The 15,981-nt window shown below is 60.9% G+C and carries 17 protein-coding genes; 9 read left to right on the forward strand and 8 right to left on the reverse strand.

Annotated features, from left to right (window positions below; genetic code table 11):
• The first annotated feature begins 75 nt into the window (after window positions 1–75).
• From purL to EGH25_RS08730, 3 genes are read left to right on the forward strand one after another with little or no spacing between them, the layout of a single operon-like run.
• A complete protein-coding gene (purL, locus tag EGH25_RS08720) occupies window positions 76–2,076 on the forward strand; it encodes a phosphoribosylformylglycinamidine synthase subunit PurL (protein WP_266087677.1) in 2,001 nt (666 codons plus the stop codon).
• Between the two features lie 40 nt (window positions 2,077–2,116).
• Complete coding sequence (locus EGH25_RS08725; protein ID WP_266087679.1) at window positions 2,117–3,472, forward strand: APC family permease; 1,356 nt, start codon at window positions 2,117–2,119, stop codon at window positions 3,470–3,472.
• A complete protein-coding gene (locus tag EGH25_RS08730; protein ID WP_266087680.1) occupies window positions 3,469–4,122 on the forward strand; it encodes a potassium channel family protein in 654 nt (217 codons plus the stop codon). The genes EGH25_RS08725 and EGH25_RS08730 overlap by 4 nt, the downstream gene beginning before the upstream one ends.
• On the opposite strand, the gene EGH25_RS08735 is transcribed toward EGH25_RS08730, so the two are convergent.
• Complete coding sequence (locus EGH25_RS08735; protein WP_266087682.1) at window positions 4,119–5,753, reverse strand: potassium channel family protein; 1,635 nt, start codon at window positions 5,751–5,753, stop codon at window positions 4,119–4,121. The genes EGH25_RS08730 and EGH25_RS08735 overlap by 4 nt on opposite strands.
• A gap of 85 nt (window positions 5,754–5,838) precedes the next feature.
• On the opposite strand from EGH25_RS08735, the gene EGH25_RS08740 reads away from it, so the two are divergent.
• Complete coding sequence (locus EGH25_RS08740; protein WP_266087684.1) at window positions 5,839–6,021, forward strand: DUF1918 domain-containing protein; 183 nt, start codon at window positions 5,839–5,841, stop codon at window positions 6,019–6,021.
• 3 nt (window positions 6,022–6,024) lie between these two features.
• Here the strand turns inward: EGH25_RS08740 and hemA are convergent, their stop codons facing one another.
• Complete coding sequence (gene hemA, locus EGH25_RS08745; protein ID WP_266087686.1) at window positions 6,025–7,350, reverse strand: glutamyl-tRNA reductase; 1,326 nt, start codon at window positions 7,348–7,350, stop codon at window positions 6,025–6,027.
• A gap of 91 nt (window positions 7,351–7,441) precedes the next feature.
• Here hemA and EGH25_RS08750 point away from each other — a divergent pair, with 91 nt between their 5' ends.
• Window positions 7,442–8,119, forward strand: coding sequence for a CDP-alcohol phosphatidyltransferase family protein (locus tag EGH25_RS08750; protein WP_266087688.1), 678 nt, complete (start codon window positions 7,442–7,444; stop codon window positions 8,117–8,119).
• 37 nt (window positions 8,120–8,156) lie between these two features.
• Here EGH25_RS08750 and fer read toward each other — a convergent pair whose 3' ends face one another.
• A complete protein-coding gene (gene fer / locus EGH25_RS08755) occupies window positions 8,157–8,543 on the reverse strand; it encodes a ferredoxin Fer (RefSeq protein WP_266087690.1) in 387 nt (128 codons plus the stop codon).
• Between the two features lie 101 nt (window positions 8,544–8,644).
• Here fer and EGH25_RS08760 point away from each other — a divergent pair, with 101 nt between their 5' ends.
• Both EGH25_RS08760 and tbsP read left to right on the forward strand, forming a co-directional pair.
• Window positions 8,645–9,592, forward strand: coding sequence for an AAA family ATPase (locus tag EGH25_RS08760; protein WP_266087692.1), 948 nt, complete (start codon window positions 8,645–8,647; stop codon window positions 9,590–9,592).
• 100 nt (window positions 9,593–9,692) lie between these two features.
• Window positions 9,693–10,511, forward strand: a complete 819-nt coding sequence (gene tbsP, locus EGH25_RS08765) for a transcriptional regulator TbsP (RefSeq protein WP_266087694.1) — start codon at window positions 9,693–9,695, stop codon at window positions 10,509–10,511.
• 443 nt (window positions 10,512–10,954) lie between these two features.
• On the opposite strand, the gene EGH25_RS08770 is transcribed toward tbsP, so the two are convergent.
• The 5 genes from EGH25_RS08770 to EGH25_RS08790 form a co-directional block, all read right to left on the reverse strand.
• Window positions 10,955–11,461 (reverse strand): PIN domain-containing protein, encoded by a 507-nt coding sequence (locus tag EGH25_RS08770; RefSeq protein WP_266087696.1) that lies wholly within the window; start codon window positions 11,459–11,461, stop codon window positions 10,955–10,957.
• Window positions 11,458–11,826 carry a UPF0175 family protein gene (locus EGH25_RS08775; RefSeq protein ID WP_266087698.1) on the reverse strand — a complete coding sequence of 123 codons (369 nt, stop codon included), beginning with the start codon at window positions 11,824–11,826 and terminating at the stop codon, window positions 11,458–11,460. Before EGH25_RS08775 ends, EGH25_RS08770 begins: the two co-directional genes overlap by 4 nt.
• A gap of 165 nt (window positions 11,827–11,991) precedes the next feature.
• Entirely contained in the window at window positions 11,992–12,741 is a 750-nt protein-coding gene (locus tag EGH25_RS08780) for a glycosyltransferase (protein WP_266087700.1), read from the reverse strand.
• On the reverse strand, window positions 12,738–13,409 hold the full coding sequence (locus EGH25_RS08785; protein WP_266087702.1) for a metal-dependent hydrolase: 672 nt from the start codon (window positions 13,407–13,409) through the stop codon (window positions 12,738–12,740). The genes EGH25_RS08780 and EGH25_RS08785 overlap by 4 nt, the downstream gene beginning before the upstream one ends.
• A gap of 47 nt (window positions 13,410–13,456) precedes the next feature.
• On the reverse strand, window positions 13,457–14,041 hold the full coding sequence (locus EGH25_RS08790; protein WP_266087704.1) for a DUF2150 family protein: 585 nt from the start codon (window positions 14,039–14,041) through the stop codon (window positions 13,457–13,459).
• Between the two features lie 71 nt (window positions 14,042–14,112).
• On the opposite strand from EGH25_RS08790, the gene EGH25_RS08795 reads away from it, so the two are divergent.
• Complete coding sequence (locus EGH25_RS08795) at window positions 14,113–15,201, forward strand: tRNA (guanine(10)-N(2))-dimethyltransferase (protein ID WP_266087706.1); 1,089 nt, start codon at window positions 14,113–14,115, stop codon at window positions 15,199–15,201.
• A gap of 45 nt (window positions 15,202–15,246) precedes the next feature.
• Window positions 15,247–15,978 (forward strand): NAD(P)/FAD-dependent oxidoreductase, encoded by a 732-nt coding sequence (locus EGH25_RS08800; protein WP_266087708.1) that lies wholly within the window; start codon window positions 15,247–15,249, stop codon window positions 15,976–15,978.
• Window positions 15,979–15,981: the final 3 nt, after the last annotated feature.

The raw sequence follows: 15,981 nt of genomic DNA on the forward strand, positions 1-15,981 counted from the left end.
GTATAACTCTTACTAACTTCGCCCTACACCGCCGGGATCCCGAAGTCAGTTATACGGGGAGCGTTAACTCCGTCCATGAAGCTATCCGACGACGACCACGCGCTCGTCGAGGAACGTCTCGGGCGTCCGCCCAACCGTGTCGAGGAGGCTCTTTTCGTCAACCTCTGGAGCGAGCACTGCGCCTACCGGTCGTCACGTCCCGTTATCGCCGATCTGCCGACCGAGGGCGAGGATGTCGTGATAGGTCCGGGCGACGACGCCGCTGTCGTAGGGTACGACGAAGACCACGTCCTCGCCGTCGGTATGGAGAGCCATAACCATCCGTCGTACGTCGACCCCTACGACGGCGCGGCGACGGGCGTCGGCGGCATCGTGCGCGACATACTCTCGATGGGCGCGCGCCCTATCGCGCTTCTCGACACCATATACTTCGGCGGGTTCGACCGCGAGAAGGCGCGTTACCTGTTCGAGGGCGTCGTCGAGGGTATCGGCGACTACGGAAACTCGATCGGCGTCCCGACCGTCGGCGGACAGACCTACTTCGACGAGTCGTACAACGGAAACCCGTTGGTCAACGTCGTCTGTGTCGGCTTGGCGAGTGAGGACGAACTCCTGACCGCCGATCTGAAGGGGGAAGGCAACGCTCTCGTACTCGTCGGTAACGCGAGCGGGCGCGACGGTCTCGGAGGCGCTTCTTTCGCGTCCGAGGATCTGAGCGAGGACGCCGAGAGCGAGGATCGACCCGCGGTACAGGTCGGTGACCCGTACACGGAGAAGCTTCTCATAGATGCGACGTTGGAGATACGTGAGTACGCGAAGGCGGCGCGCGACCTCGGCGCGGCGGGTCTCGCGGGCGCTTCTTCGGAGATGGCGGCGAAGGGCGAACGCGGCGTCCGTCTCGATCTCAACGACGTGCATCTACGCGAACCGCTCAACGCTCTCGAAATACTCCTGAGCGAGTCACAGGAACGTATGCTGTTCGAGGTCGAACCCGACGATATCGAGACGGTTCTGGGTATCGCCGACAGGTACGACCTCGAAGCGAGCCTTATAGGAGAGGTGACCGATGAGGGCTTCGTCGCCCAACACGAGGGCGAAACCGTCGTCGACCTACCGCCGGGGTTCCTCGCAGACGGTGCACCCACACACGACCTCGAACGCAAGGAGCCTGACGAATCCGAACCGCCAGCACCGTACGAGGAGACGCACGACGGTCTGCTCGACGCGCTCGCCGACCCCAACAACGCGTCGAAGGAATGGGTGTACAGGCAGTACGACCACGAGGTTGGGACACGGACGGTCGTAAAGCCCGGCGACGACGCGTCGGTGCTACATATCGGCGACGGCGGTCTTGCGCTCTCGGCGGGATGCGACTCCGAACGCGTCTCTGCGCGCCCGTACGAGGGTGGCTACGAAACCGTCGTAGAGAACGTCGCCAACCTCGCCGCAAAGGGAGCGCGTCCGGTCGCGCTCGTCGACTGCCTCAACTTCGGCAACCCGGAACGCCCGGAGGTCTACGGCGAGTTCGCCGACGCCGTGCGCGGAATGGGAGACGGAGCGCGCGATATAGGTGTGCCTTTTGTGGGCGGCAACGTCTCGCTCTACAACGAGAGCGAGGAGTTCGGTACGGCGGTCAACCCCACGCCGAGCGTCGGCGCCCTTGGTGTCGCCGACGATCCCGACTCCCCGCGTGCGACCGTCGACGGCGTCGGCGTAGGAACGCCGCTCGTCGTACTCGATGCGACCGACGAGCCTTCGGCGTTGAGCCGTATGGCAGAGGATATCGCAGAGGGAGCGGAGGCGGCGCACGACGTATCCACCGGGGGCGTCGCCGTCGCACTCGCCGAGATGGTAGGCGAGAACGGCGTGCGCGCGGAGACGGACGCACCGTTCGACGCACAACCCGGACGCGTCGTGGTCGCGGGCGACCCCGACAGCTTCGACGGTACGTACGAAACAGGACGTATCGGCGAGGTCACCGACGGGGGCTTGACGGTTGAACTCGACGACCGAACCGTCGAACTGTCGCGCGACGAGATAGACGAGGCACGTTCGGCGCTCGAAGACGCGATGTAGGGGTAATTTTTAATACCGTCGCTCTACGAACCGTGAACAGATGTCTGAATCATCGGCGGGACACCGCGAACCGAGTAGGTCGTTAACCCTTCTTGACGCGACTATGGTCGGCATGGGTGCGATGATCGGCGCGGGCATCTTCGTCCTGACGGGTCTCGCCGCCGAGACAGCGGGACCCGCCGCCATACTCGCATTCGCTCTCAACGGTATCGTGACGGGGTTTACGGCTCTTTCGTACGCCGAACTTGCGAGTTCGATACCCAAGAACGGCGGCGGATACGCCTACGTCAACGAGGTTTTCTCCGACATACTCTCCTTCCTCATGGGATGGATGCTCTGGTTCGCGTACATGATAGCGGGTGCTCTCTACGCACTCGGCTTCGGTTCCAACTTTATCGAGTTCTTCCATATCTACGACATCACACTCCCCGGCGGGCATACCGTATACGCGCTGGCTGTCGTCGTAACCTTCGTCGTTCTCAACGCCGTCTCGGCGAGCGCAAGCGGCGGAGCCGAAACCGTCGTTACAGTCGTAAAGATAATTATACTCGTCGTCTTCTCCGCGTTCGGTGCATCGGCGGCGAGCGCAGAGGAGTTCACGCCGTTCCTCACCGAGGGCGGTACAGCGGTTCTGTCGGCGATGGGTCTGACGTTTATAGCCTTCGAGGGCTACGACCTCATAGCGACGGTTACGGAGGAGGTGAAGAACCCGCGCAAGAACATCCCCCGCGCCATCTTCATAAGCCTCGGTGCTACGCTCATCATCTACATGGTGGTCGTCTTCGTCGCCATAGGTACGCTCGGCGCGGAACGTCTCGGCGCACAGGGCGAGACGGGTATAGCCGTCGCCGCGGGTAGCTTCATGCCCGAGTTCCCTCTCATCGGGGGCGGTGAGTCGGTGATAGCCTTCGGTGCCGTCTTCTCTACGATAAGCGCACTCAACGCCGTCATACTCGCCTCAAGCCGTGTCGCGTTCTCGATGGGGCGTGAGGGACAGCTCATAAAGAAGGTTGGTCAGCTACACCACAGGTACGGTACGCCGTTCTGGGCTATCGTTGCGAGCTCGGCTGTTATGCTCCTGTCGGTGGTCTTCATACCTATACAGCAGGTCGGTAACCTGACGAGCCTTTTCTTTCTCGTTTCGTTCGTTCTCGTAAATGCGAGCGTGATACGTCTACGCAGGGAGCGCCCCGACATGTCGCGTCCGTACGAGATGCCTTTCTACCCGTTACCGCCTATACTCGGTATAGTCCTAAACCTCGTTCTCGCCTTCTTCATCGATCCCGAAACGTGGCTACTCGGAGGGGCGTGGCTGTTGTTCGGTGTCTTCGTCTACTGGCTACTGCAGACACCGCGTGTAACCGTCGACAGGCTAAGACAGGGTGTTAACAGATGACAGGAAAGCTAAGGATCATAATAGCAGGGATGGGAAGGGTCGGCTACTACGCGGCGAGGTCGTTGAACGGTCAGGGTCACGAACTCGTCGTTATCGAGGAGAACGAGAAGAGATGCGGTGAGATAAACGACGAGTATATAGCTACGGTCATACAGGGCGACACGACGCGCCCGTCGGTTCTGCGTCAGGCGAGTCCGGAGAAGGCGGACGCCATCGCGGCGCTTACGAACGACACTGCGGCGAACCTTGCCGCATGCATGACGGCGCAGAAGATGAACGAACGTATACGTACGGTGATGCGTGTCGACACCGAACTCGGTGACGAGTACCGCGACATCGTGGACGAGGTTATCTTCCCCGAACGTATAAGCGCGAGAGCCGCCGCCAACTCCGTGGTCGGTGCGGATATACGGACGCTCGAATCCGACACGGGGGATATCGATATACTCGAAGTCCGTGTCGACGAGGGCGCGCCCGCGGCTGGCAGAAGGCTTGACGAGGTGAGCTTCCCCAAGGGAACCCTCGTCATCTCCGACTTCAACGGGAGTAGTATAGCCAGACCTGAGACGTGTCTCGAAGCGGGTAAGAGGTACGTCGTCGCCGTCGAGCCTGACGTTAAGGACGAGGTCATCAACCTTCTGAGAGGTTAGGCGTCGAACGTCTCGACGAAGCCGCGTATGCTCTCGTCCGTACCCGCTATCACCAGTTCGTCGCCCTCCTCGAAACGGAAGCCGGGTGTGAGGTTCGTGACTACCTCACCGTCGCGCTCTACGGCTACGACCGTACAGCCCGTCTCCGACCGTACGTCAGCACCGCCGAGAGTACCGCCCGTCAGACCCGGTGCCTCAGTCTCAACGACCTTGACGTGCGACCTCGTCGGCTCCTCGCCGTTGTCGAGAACCGCGGACGCCATCATCCTACCCGTCATCTCCGCGAGGGAGACGACGTAGTCGGCACCCGCCCTGTATATCTTGCTGACCGCCTCCTCGCGTTCGCATCTCGCGGCTATGCTCGCCTCCTCGTTTACATCTCGCGTAACGAGGGTGGCAAACTCGGCGTCTGTGTCGTCCGGGACGGCGAATATAACCGAGTTTGCCTCCCCAACACCCGCGGTTTCGAGAACGTCGGGGTCGGTTATGTCTCCCACAACGTCGACGCCGTCCGTATCCTCCGTGTCGATGACGGTGTACGGTACGTCAGCCTCGTCAAGGACGGCGACGACGCGTCTACCGACCTCGCCGTAGCCCGCGACCACCGTCTCGCCCCTTTCGTACCTGCGCACCTCCGATGTCGTCAGCCCCTCTAGCTCGTCTATCTCGTCCTCGCCGCCGGTTACGAGTAGAACAGTACCCGCGTCGAGCGACTTCGACGGCGGTACGGGGGAGAGGAACTCACCGTCCGACCAAGCGCCTATGACGTTCACGCCCGTGTCCTCGCGTAACGAACTCGAACCGAGCGTCTCCTCGGTCAAGCCGCTACCACGTGGTATCAGGAGTTCGACTATACGGAAGTCGTCGCCCGCCTTCACGGTACCGCCGACCTCGGTCGTAACGTCAGCCGTAACGAGGCTTGCGAGTCCATCGCCTATCATACGTCTGGGTGAGATAACCGTATCCGCGCCCGCGAGTTCGTGGTACGGCGACAGGTTCGGCTCCTCGACGACGCTGACGACCTTGACCTCCTCGTCTATCTCCTTGGCGGTAAGGACTATGCTCGTATCCACACGGTCGGAGACGTCCGCGACGAGCGCCTTGGCGTCGGTCAGGTTCGCACCGCGGAGAGTGGAAGCCGAGTCGGGCTTGCCCTGTATGACCTCGTAACCGTCCTCATAAAGCTCCCTCGCCCTCTCACGGTCGGACTCGATAAGGACGTAGCCGACATCCCTCGCTTCCAGACGGCTTACGAGCGTCTCGACCCTCGGCGTGTACGTGCATATGACGACGTGATCCGAGACGCCGCGCCCGACGGAGCTAGGTACGGACGTTGAGAGGGCGTCACGTATCGCGGGGAACAGGAAGACGGGTAGCGCGAGGAATATCATGAGAGTCCCCACGACGTCGATGACTATGACGAGTACGTTCATCTCGGTGCTTACCCACGGGGAGTCGGAGCCGTACCCCGTCGTCGTGTACGTCTCGACGACGAACTGGAGAGCCTCGACGTACCTTCTCGGGTCGTTCTCGAACCTCGCCATACCGTACCGGTAGACGTACGCGAAGCCGAATACGGTCGCCAGCAGAACCGTAAGGTAGTACAGGTTCCTCCTGCGCCGTCTGTCCATGGTGGAGCGATGCGCCCCGGTCTCTAAACACTGGCGGGCGCGTCGAAGCGTGGGTTATATGCGTCTCGACGCGCGACGCGTATACATGAGCTTCGAAGAGGACGACAAGGTCATCTTCAGGGACGAGTACCACGAGAAGGACGGCGAGGAAGGAAAGGTCGTACAGGTCAGCGAGACGATGTTCGGCGACGAGACGTACACCGTTGAGGTCGACGACGAGACGATAGGCGGCTTGGGCGAGGATCAGCTGGAAGCCGTCGACGGGTAACGGCTACGTTTCGGCGCTTCCTTCGGTTTCTTCGTCGACGCGGAATATCTCCGACGCCCTTCTTAGAGTCTCGTAGTCCTCCGACTGCGCGGCTTTCTTGAGCGCCTCCGTCGGCGTCGAAAGTAGCTGGCGAACGAGCGAACTCGTCAGGTCGTCGACTATCTCGCGGTCGCGGTCGTCGAGGCTCCTACCGCCGGATTCGAGCCTTCGGAGAGCCTCGCGCGTCTCCTCCTCACGTATCTCCTCCGCGCGGGCGTATATGGTCGACAGCATCTCCTTCGCGCGTTTTTCCTTCAGCTTGTCCTCAAGAACCTCCATCTCCTCGTCTATCATCGCCTCTACCTCGCCCGCGGCGCGTCTGCGCCCCTCGACCGAAGAGCCTGCTATCTCGGAGATGTCGTCTATGTCGATGAGTTCGACGCCTTGGGCGTCCGCGGCGTCGTCGCCAACGTCGCGCGGATTGGCGAGGTCGAGTACGACGAGGTCGTGTCCGCGCAGGTCGGTTCCGTCGAAGATAAGATGCGGCGCACCCGTCGCCGTAACGACGACATCCGTCTCGTCAAGATACGACGATATCTCACCGAAACGGACGGGTTCACCGCCTATCTCGTCGGCGAGACGCGCCGCGGTATCGTACGTCCTGTTGGCGACCAGAATCTCGTCGTAGCCCGCGTTGCGGTCGGCGAGTGAACGCGCGACGAGTTCGCCCATCTCACCCGCGCCCACGACGACGACGTTGATCCCGTCAAGGCTTCCGAGCCTGTCGCGTGCCGCCTCAACTGCGGCGCTACCCATCGATGCGTTCCCTTCGTTTATAGCCGTCTCCGTACGTGCGCGCTCGCCGACGTGCAGAGCCTTCAGAACGGCTGTTTCGAGAGCGCCGTCCAACGCACCGTCGGATGTGGCTCCGTGGTAGGCGTCGCGCATCTGACCGATTATCTCGTCCTCTCCGACGACCATGCTCTCCAGTCCGGAAGCGAGACGCATGAGGTGACGTACGGAGTCGGTATGCGCCATGTACTCCTCGGTACCCTCGCGCACGCCTACGTCTTCGGCAAGTTCATCCAGAACGTCGCGCCCCACGCCGGAGACGTAGAACTCGGCGCGGTTACACGTCTGGAGGACGTACGCCTCGTCGGCACCTTGGCTCAGGAGCCGGTTACGTAGCTCCCCCGCCGAAGGCTTACACAGCTCCTCTAGGTCGCTCAGTTCGGCGCGTTTGTGTGTGATCAGAAGAGCTTCTATCTCCTGCATAGGTAACACCGTTTCGAGGGATACGACCGTGAGGAGAACGACGTTTCCGGCTGTCTGTTTCCCTCTTTCATACATCGATATTACCTTTGTCGGAGTTTAAATCTGTCGAAGGCGCGGAGTCGTCTAAGGAAGGCTTTAATACACAAGCGTTCGCCCATACCGGCGTATGAAGCCACGTCTCCTCGACCTTCTGGAGCCGCCCGACTTCGTATCGCTGATGAACGCGGGGTTCGGGTTTATCGCGCTCATAGCCGTCGCGTACGACGACTTCACGATCGCGGCGGGTATGGTTCTCGTGGGTGCGATCGCAGACGGTCTCGACGGTATCATAGCGAGACGGACGGCTTCGGGCGAGTTGGGCGTCGATATCGACTCTTTGAGCGACATCGTCTCTTTCGGTATAGCGCCCGCGTTCCTCGCACACTACGTCGCGCGCGAAACCTCCTTGCTTCTCTCGCTCGTCCCTATCGTCTTCGTACTCGCCGCGCTCGTACGTCTCGCGGCGTACAACGTTCAGGACGCCGACTCCGTGGGGTTTACGGGCGTGCCGTCGACGTTCGCGGGCATCTTCGTCGTAGTCTTCTTCCTCTCAGGCGTCCCCGAAGCCATCGGTGCCGAGGGTCTCGTCCTCGTAACCTCGACGGTCATACTCGCGTACATGATGCTGGTCGAGATAGGCTATCCGGAGATACGTGACCGCCACGCCGTCGGCGCGGGCGGTGTCGTCGCACTCACCGTGCTGTTCCCTCTGGCTTACGGTGCCGTTCTCGCAAAGATCCTTCTCGCAGTCCTCGTGGGATACATCGTTCTCGCCCCACGTTACTACGCCGGCTCAGGAAAGTAGCTTCGTCGGTACGACCGGCGCGAACCGCGTTTACGGCTCAGATAACGCGGTTCTGTAGGTAGTCGAGGTGCTTGGCGTTGTAGACTATCTTTACGTCCTCCTCGGGCGTACCGATGCACGTAAGACGGACGTCGCGGTCGTCGACCTCCTCGTCGCTCAGAATCTGTTGCATATCCATATCCATCTCGCCCTCAATGATGATACCTGCACAGTTGGCGCACGCACCCGCGCGGCATGAGAAGGGCCAGTCGTAGCCTTCGCGTTCGGCGGCTTCAAGTATGTACTCGCCCTCGTATACCTCAAGCTCTCCGTGATCCTCGTCGCTCAGATCCATATCCGCCGCCTTATCGAAGTTCTCTTCGTCGTATATGTCCCATCCGTTGTCTTCGACAACGTCGTAGTTCAGGTATTCTACCGTCGGCATACACCAACTTCGACCCGTGGGGGCTTAGAACTTTCCGTTCCTCACGGATCTAACCAACTATCATCAAGAAGAGTTATGTGCCGAGCGCGGCTACGCTGAGTATGCTCTGGACGGCGAAACACGCGCCCGAGAGCTTCGACGACCTGCCGCAGGACGAGGTGGCGCGTCTACTACCGCGCGCCGCCGGGTCGGGTCTAAACGTCGTCCTCCACGGTCCAAAGGGTGCGGGGAAGACCGCCGCGGCGCGTCTCTTGGGCGACGACCCGTACGTCCTGAACGCCTCCGACTTCTTCGGTATGACGAAGGACGAGATAGCCGACGACCCGCGTTTCCGGGGCTTCATAACCGCAAAACGGAAACGCGAGACCTCAAAGGCGGATCTCATAAACCACGTTCTCAAGCAGGTGGCGTCGCACTCATCGGTCGGTGAGGGACGCCGTACGATCGTCATCGACAACGCCGAGGATACACGCCGCGACTTCCAGCAGGCGCTCCGGCGTGTCGTCGAACGTTTCTCAGAACAGTGCAGGTTCGTGCTAACGACACGGTCTCTCTCGGCGCTCATCCCCGCGATACGGTCGCGCGCCCTACCCGTCGCGGTAAGACAGGCGACGAAGGAGGAACGCGTCGAGGCTCTCGAACGTATCGTCGACCGCGAGGGGGTAGAGACGAAAGAGGCGGGCGTTGAGTTCGTCGCCGAGGAAGCACAAACGCTCCGCGAGTCCGTCCTCCTCCTACAGACGGTCGCAACGCGCGGGAAGGTCACCATGGGGTCGGTACTCGAAGCCGCCGACGACGTGGAAGGTGATCGCGTACCGGATATGCTCGAAGACGCACGCGCGGGCGGTTTCGACGAGGCGGTGGAGACGCTCGACGACATGATGATAGAAGGCGGATGGTCGGGCGACGACCTTCTCCGCCGCTTTCTACACGAGACCGATAAACCCGGTGAGGTGGTCGCTATCGGAGATGTCGAGCACGCGCTCAAAGAGGGAGCGAACGACAGGATACATCTCGAAAAGCTTATAGCCGAGATTGCGGCGGTGTGAAGTGTTTACTGCCGAGACTCTTATACGAACCCTCCGGTTCTGATTTATAGAAATATACCGCCAAATTAAATATGCCCTGTCGTATACAGTTAAGTGACGCATGAACACAAGCTTAACCGGTATAGACGGCGACGATATGGTGCGCAGGTCGATGGAAGAAAGCGGAGGGGAGCTACGTCTCCTACAGGTCTCGCCCGCCGTACTGAGCAGGTACGTCAAGGTTCTCAGCGAGGAGGAAGGCTCCGTCGAGGTACGCGCGCTCGTGGGCGAAGGCGCACTCAAGGATGTTATGGACGACTTCCTCGTTGCGAGCGCGGCGAGCGACCTTATCAAGCAAGGAAGGCTCGAACTCCTTTCGACACCCGACGACTCGCGCAGGTCACTTGTCTTCGTCGGCGACTCCGAGGTTATGAGCTTCGTCGATGTCGGCGACGAGATCGGCGCTGTTTCGACCGACGACGACGAGATAGTCAGCCGCGCCTCCGACCTTTTCGGGTCGATGTGGGAGAACGGTGAGGAGTTCGGGATACGGACGCCCCCGGCTTCGCGTATACGTGAGACGCTCCGCGAGGATATAGGCGAGGATACTCAGGAGGACTTCGACGGTATACTCGGTATACTCGAAACCGCGAAGGGCGACGGCGAAGGTCTCGACGAGATCACGGTCGCTCTCCTCGCCGCGGCGCGTAACGAGATACTGCTCTACGATATCTCCAAATGGGGTGAGGACTCCGGGGTTGCATCGAAGGCGACGTTCTCGCGCAAGAAGACGGAGATGGAGGACAACGGGCTTATCGATACCGAGAACGTCCCCATCGATATAGGACGCCCGCGTCTACGTCTCAAGTTCGCCGACGAGTCGCTCCACGAGGCTCCTCTCGAAGACGTGGTCGATACGGCGAAGAGGGCGATGGAGTGAGCGGGTAGACGGCTACGTTTACCGGTTCGTCCGTTTTTTTTTTCCTCGGTTCGGCTTCGTGACCGGCTGAACCGCCCCGCGTCTTTGCTGTTCCTTGCGCGTATCACGGTTACGCCGCGCCGGTCACGTCTATAAACCTAACTTCGCTATACGGAACTGCGGCATTCAGATTCGTCCTTGTGCAGTCCCTCCCGATTTTTCTTCGGCACGAGAAATCCCCGTGTCTCTCCGTGTCGACGGCTACGTTCGGCTGTTCCTCCGCGATGAAGACGTACCATCTCAGACCAGCGAGTGAGGCTACAACGGAGCTAACACTTCTGCGATACATAGCTTCGCTAAATGGACACGAAGCCTGCTTTCAGACTGCTCTTTAGATGTGCGTTCTTATGAATCCCAACACCATCGTATGAACCTGATCACCGGTTTCGGCACCGGTAGTTCTCTCACCGGTACTCGGAGATAGATCGATAAGGAACGTAGTAGCCGATATCGTCAATCCACGTCGACAGCCACTCATCAGCGGTCTGTTCATCGATCTTTCCTGCATCGACCGTAGCCAACAGGACACCGACTGATCCGATAACGGTTACGCCTTGGTCTTTAGCAAACGATCGGGCATCCCCATCATCGGTCAGTAGTCGACCGTCGTGTGCGTCCGCCAAGGCAAACGCCTGTGCCTCGCCGGGATCGAGATGGGTACCGGCGACCTCCTCCCTATCTGCGACCGTCTCCGAAACCGTCGCAGTAGGAATACGGTCGTCGAGTATATCAAGTCCTGACCGTACGTACGGATGATTATCGACGCCGTCTTTGAGTTCCTCGCGAACGACCGGCACCGTACAGACACCGGAGAGTCCTGCGACCACCCACAGCTGGTCGATATACGCAAAGTTGGAGAGGAGCGTCGTGTTCAGGACGGTCGGGTTGGCTGGAACACCGTCACCTGTCATTCGGTTCGGAAACCCTCACCGTCCGGATTCTCGTCACCGAATTCGAGTTCGCTCGCCGCTTCCACCTCATACTCTGCGTCTTCTTCGTCAACGAGTCCAAGCCGGAGCTCAGCCCCGTGCTCACGGAGTATATCACGCATCGTCCAGCGGTCGACATCAGCAAGCCTCGCGGCATCGCCGAGCGTGATCCGTTCGTGTTTGTAAAGCGCGACTGCGGCTGAGATGCGCTCTTTTTCGTGGTCTTCGAAGTATTCACGGACGAACTCTCGGAGAGCATCACCCTTACCGCCAAACACACCCGCTTCAACAGCACCCTCGATCAGAAGATCGAGGTCGTCCGGGCAGGAGCCGGTGATCCGTGCCATCGTTGTATCCCAGACTACGTCCGCATACTACTTATGAACTTCGCCAGAAACTCATGGATCGAGAGTGTCTCGAATACGCTCAGAAGATATAGCGGTATGTGATATATCGCCTCAGACGGACGTGCGGGCATCGAAAGCCGTCCAAAGATAAGGGTCGACAACCGCCTACTGCAGGACAGTGTATGTAACGAGCACGAGTACGGCGAACGCGAGGACGATAGAGCCGTAGAAGAACGACGGGCGCGTGCGGCGCGTCGTCGTGTAGACCACGTAGCCGATACGTCCGCCGTCAAGCACCGGATGTAGATTCTCCTCCGAACCTTCGGGACGTTCGCGGTACGTGATACCGACCTTCTCAACGCTGTGTCCCGCTCCGACAGCCTCGGCGCAGATCTCCGTCTCTATACCGAAGCCGTCCTCGGTGAGGTCGAGTTCGCGCGCCGAGTCGAGCGTGAACGCGCGGTACCCCGTAAGGATGTCGCCGAGGTACTCGCCGTGCGCAACCGCGAACTCGGCGTTGAATATACGGTTGCCTACGTAGTTGAGACGGGTGAATGCGTCGGGGTTGCCCAGCCTGTTTCCGAGTACGTGATCCGCGCCTTTGTCAAGGGGGGCGAGAACGCGGTCGACCTCGCCGGGAAGGTAGGTACCGTCGCCGTCTATCATAACGACGTACGGCTTTTGGAGATGTTCAGCGATCGCCTCGCGCACCGCCTGCCCCTTGCCGCTTCCCGACTGTTCGACGACACGCGCGCCGGCTTCCTCGGCGACGGCTTGTGTGTCGTCGTCGCTCCCGCCGTCGGTTACGAGAACGTCGTAGCCCTGTTCGGTGAACCCGCGTACCACGTCGCCGACGGTCGGTTCCTCGTTGTATGTCGGGACGAGTACGGTAACGTCCTCCTTCGCCGGCGTCACAGCACCACCGTCTCGTCGGGTTCAGGTACGTGGACGGTCGCATCGTCGACACGGCGTGCGAAACCGTCGGGGTCCTGCTCTATGGGCGGGAAGGTGTCGTAATGCATCGGGAAGGCGTCGTCGACGCCGAGCCAGCCGACCGCCTTCACAGCGTCGCCGGGATCCATCGTGAAATGATCTCCGATAGGCACCGCCGCGGCGTCGGGCGCGTAGACATCACGTATCACGGTCTTCATATCGCCAAAAAGGGACGTGTCGCCCGCGTGGTAGAAACGAGTTTCGCCGTCGTCGACGACGAAGCCCGCGGGCGTCCCTGCGTACCTGTCGAACCCGCCGTCGTCGGGCGCTCCGGACGAATGGAACGCCTTCGTCATCGTAAAGCCGACGCCCGCTTCCTCGTACGTTCCTCCGATGTTCATACCTGTCGCATCGACGCCGCGTTCGCCGTAGCACTCGGCGAGTTCGGGCTGACAGACAACCGGTGCGTCGAACAGCGGTGCGTCGCCCGCATGGTCGTGGTGTCCGTGTGTGACGGCGACAACGTCGGCGTCGAAGTCACCGGGTTCCGCATCCGTGCCGGGGTTGCCTTCGAGAAACGGGTCTACGAGTACGGTGGCTCCGCCGGCTTCGAGTTCGAAGAACGAATGTCCGTGCCAAGTTACGCGCATACCGGTAAACGCCGCGCCTACGTTATAACCCTAACCCTCGTTTCGCCTCACTCTTCTTCCTCTATCGTCTCGGGTTCGCTCACCGCCTGTGCGAGAGAGTCGAGACCGTTGACCCATTCGCTCACGAAGCCGTATTCGAGGTCTTCGAAGGCTTCGGCGTCAAACCCTTCGTCGTCGAGTATGAGCGCACCCGCCTCGGCGGTGAGTGCGAGCGCGCGATCCATGTCGTCCTCCTTCTCGGCGCGCCGAGCCTCTCGGACGTACTCGTCGACCGTACCGTCGTCCGCCGCGGAGCCGTTGTTGGTGACGTACGCCTCACACGAAGCCATGACGCCTATAAGCGAGGTCTGTACGCCTTCGAGAACCATCGCCTTGTTCTCCTCAAGCTCCTCCTCCGCCATCACGATCCGGCGTATCTCGTCTATCTCCTCCATGAAGACTTCGTCGTCTATTTCGCCGTCCTCGTACGCCTCGACAGCCTTCGTGCAGGCTATGGTGATATCGTCCTGGAGGTTGAAGAACAGACGCGCACCGTCGCCGTCGTCGTCCTCCGGGTCGAACTTCTCGTCCCGCAAACGCTCCATCCAGTTGTTCCAGCGTTCGCGGCTGTAGAACCCTTCGTCTTCTTCCATGGGGGACAGAAGCCTCTCAGCGTAAAATGGGTTTCGATGGTTTGTTGTTCGGACGCCGAGAAAGGGCGACGATGAAAACCGAGGGAGGCGCGCGTTTTGAGACGGAAGGCGCGTTCTACAACGACCGTATGGAGATGAACCGCGACATCACCGTCGCCGCCCTGCGCGCGTGGAAGAGGAACGTCGACCGTGACCCGCCGTCTTACCTCGACGCAAACGCGGCAAGCGGTGTGCGCGGTATACGTGCCGCCCTCACAGGGTACGACGCGACGCTCGCCGACAGGAGCGACGAAGCCGTCGCGCTCGCGCGCAGTAACGTCGAGGAGAGCGGTGTGGGAGGACAGGCGGAGGTTGTACACGAGGACGGTAACGTCGTCATGCGACGGTCGCGTTTCGACGTTGTCGATATCGACCCTTTCGGCTCTCCTACACAGTTCGTCGACGCGGCGTTCTCCGCGACCGACTCGCTCGCGTGTTTCACGGCGACCGACACAGCGCCGTTATGCGGTGCGCACGACTCAGGCGTGCGGCGTTACTCGTGCGTTCCTCTTAACACGTCTTACCATGCGGAGATGGGTCTGCGTGTCCTTATCGGGGCGCTGGCGCGTACCGCGGCGCGTTACGATGTCGCAGTCACGCCTGTCCTTTCACACTCTTCGGATCACTACAAACGCACCTACCTCGCAGTCGAGGAGGGCGCGAAGGTATCGAACGAGGCGCTCGAAGGCGTCGGCTTTCTGTCCCACTGCTTCGAATGCGGCGCGCGCGACGTTCACGAGGCGGTGGGAGCGGCGGTACCGGCGACGCTCAAACGTGACTGCACGTGCGGCGCGAGGCGACGCGTCGCGGGACCGCTCTGGATCGCACCCGTATGCGACACGGGGTTCGTCGACGAGGTTCTCGATAAGCTCGACGATAGCATGGGGACACACGACCGCGCAACAGGGATGCTACGCATCGTACGTGACGAACTCGACACCCCGACGCATTACGATCACCACGAGGTATGTAAACGCGCCGGAGCGACGCCGTCGAAGCTCGACGAGCTTCTGGAACGTCTACGCGACGAGGGGTACGAGGCGACGGAGGCGCACTACTCTGGCACGGCTTTCAAGACGGACGCGTCGCACGACGAACTCGTTAGGCTCGTCGCCGACTGAACCGGAGAGAAAGAGGTTTGTCGTAAGCGCCCGGTTTTGGACTGTATGTCAGACGCAGACACGGAACCGAAGGTCGTCGTGGTCGGCGCGGGACCTGCGGGTCTGTCCGCCGCCGTCTTCGCAGGACGCGCAGGCTTCGAAACGACGGTTGTCGAGAACGGTAGCTCGATTCTGAGCAGAAACGCACATCTTGAAAACTTCCTCGGATTCCCTGCAGGCGTAAACTCGCGCCTACTCCTCGACATGGGACGCGACCAAGCCGAACGTTCGGGCGCGGGGTTCGTGGACGCAGAAGTCGAAGCCGTCGAGAGGGACGGCACGGGCTTCGTCGTCAGTACCGACGACGGCGACCACGAAGCCGACTACGTCGTCGTCGCGTCGTGGGCGGACGCCTCGTTGGTCGACGGCTTCGACATCGAAACGACCCAGCAGGGTTCGAAGACGTACGTCGAGACACAGGACGGACGTACGGGCGTCGAAGGTCTGTACGTCGCCGGACGTCTCGCGGGACAGCCTCACCAGACGGTAGTAAACGCGGGGCACGGCGCGAAGACGGCGCTGTCGATGGTACACGACTCCGACGTTTCGTTCTACCACGACTGGGTCGCCCCCGAAGGCTACTTCACCGACCGCGGGCGCGAGGTACCACCGGGATGCGAGGAGGTTTCCGAGGAGGAACGCAAGGAGCGCGAGAAGGAGTCACTGCGCGTGATGCGCGGCTACTTCGACGAACCCCATCCCGAAGAACCGACGCCGCATCCGAGTCAGGAAGGCTGACGG

Origin of the sequence: Halorutilus salinus (assembly GCF_026242195.1) — an archaeon.
GTDB lineage: Archaea > Halobacteriota > Halobacteria > Halobacteriales > Halorutilaceae > Halorutilus > Halorutilus salinus.

Excerpts from the sequence above, each read along its gene's own strand:
- purL (WP_266087677.1), top strand. The coding sequence starts at position 76 with ATGAAGCTATCCGACGACGACCACGCGCTCGTCGAGGAACGTCTCGGG.
- EGH25_RS08725 (WP_266087679.1), top strand. The coding sequence starts at position 2,117 with ATGTCTGAATCATCGGCGGGACACCGCGAACCGAGTAGGTCGTTAACC.
- EGH25_RS08730 (WP_266087680.1), top strand. The coding sequence starts at position 3,469 with ATGACAGGAAAGCTAAGGATCATAATAGCAGGGATGGGAAGGGTCGGC.
- EGH25_RS08735 (WP_266087682.1), bottom strand. The coding sequence starts at position 5,753 with ATGGACAGACGGCGCAGGAGGAACCTGTACTACCTTACGGTTCTGCTG.
- EGH25_RS08740 (WP_266087684.1), top strand. The coding sequence starts at position 5,839 with ATGAGCTTCGAAGAGGACGACAAGGTCATCTTCAGGGACGAGTACCAC.
- hemA (WP_266087686.1), bottom strand. The coding sequence starts at position 7,350 with ATGTATGAAAGAGGGAAACAGACAGCCGGAAACGTCGTTCTCCTCACG.
- EGH25_RS08750 (WP_266087688.1), top strand. The coding sequence starts at position 7,442 with ATGAAGCCACGTCTCCTCGACCTTCTGGAGCCGCCCGACTTCGTATCG.
- fer (WP_266087690.1), bottom strand. The coding sequence starts at position 8,543 with ATGCCGACGGTAGAATACCTGAACTACGACGTTGTCGAAGACAACGGA.
- EGH25_RS08760 (WP_266087692.1), top strand. The coding sequence starts at position 8,645 with ATGCTCTGGACGGCGAAACACGCGCCCGAGAGCTTCGACGACCTGCCG.
- tbsP (WP_266087694.1), top strand. The coding sequence starts at position 9,693 with ATGAACACAAGCTTAACCGGTATAGACGGCGACGATATGGTGCGCAGG.
- EGH25_RS08770 (WP_266087696.1), bottom strand. The coding sequence starts at position 11,461 with ATGACAGGTGACGGTGTTCCAGCCAACCCGACCGTCCTGAACACGACG.
- EGH25_RS08775 (WP_266087698.1), bottom strand. The coding sequence starts at position 11,826 with ATGGCACGGATCACCGGCTCCTGCCCGGACGACCTCGATCTTCTGATC.
- EGH25_RS08785 (WP_266087702.1), bottom strand. The coding sequence starts at position 13,409 with ATGCGCGTAACTTGGCACGGACATTCGTTCTTCGAACTCGAAGCCGGC.
- EGH25_RS08790 (WP_266087704.1), bottom strand. The coding sequence starts at position 14,041 with ATGGAAGAAGACGAAGGGTTCTACAGCCGCGAACGCTGGAACAACTGG.
- EGH25_RS08795 (WP_266087706.1), top strand. The coding sequence starts at position 14,113 with ATGAAAACCGAGGGAGGCGCGCGTTTTGAGACGGAAGGCGCGTTCTAC.
- EGH25_RS08800 (WP_266087708.1), top strand. The coding sequence starts at position 15,247 with ATGTCAGACGCAGACACGGAACCGAAGGTCGTCGTGGTCGGCGCGGGA.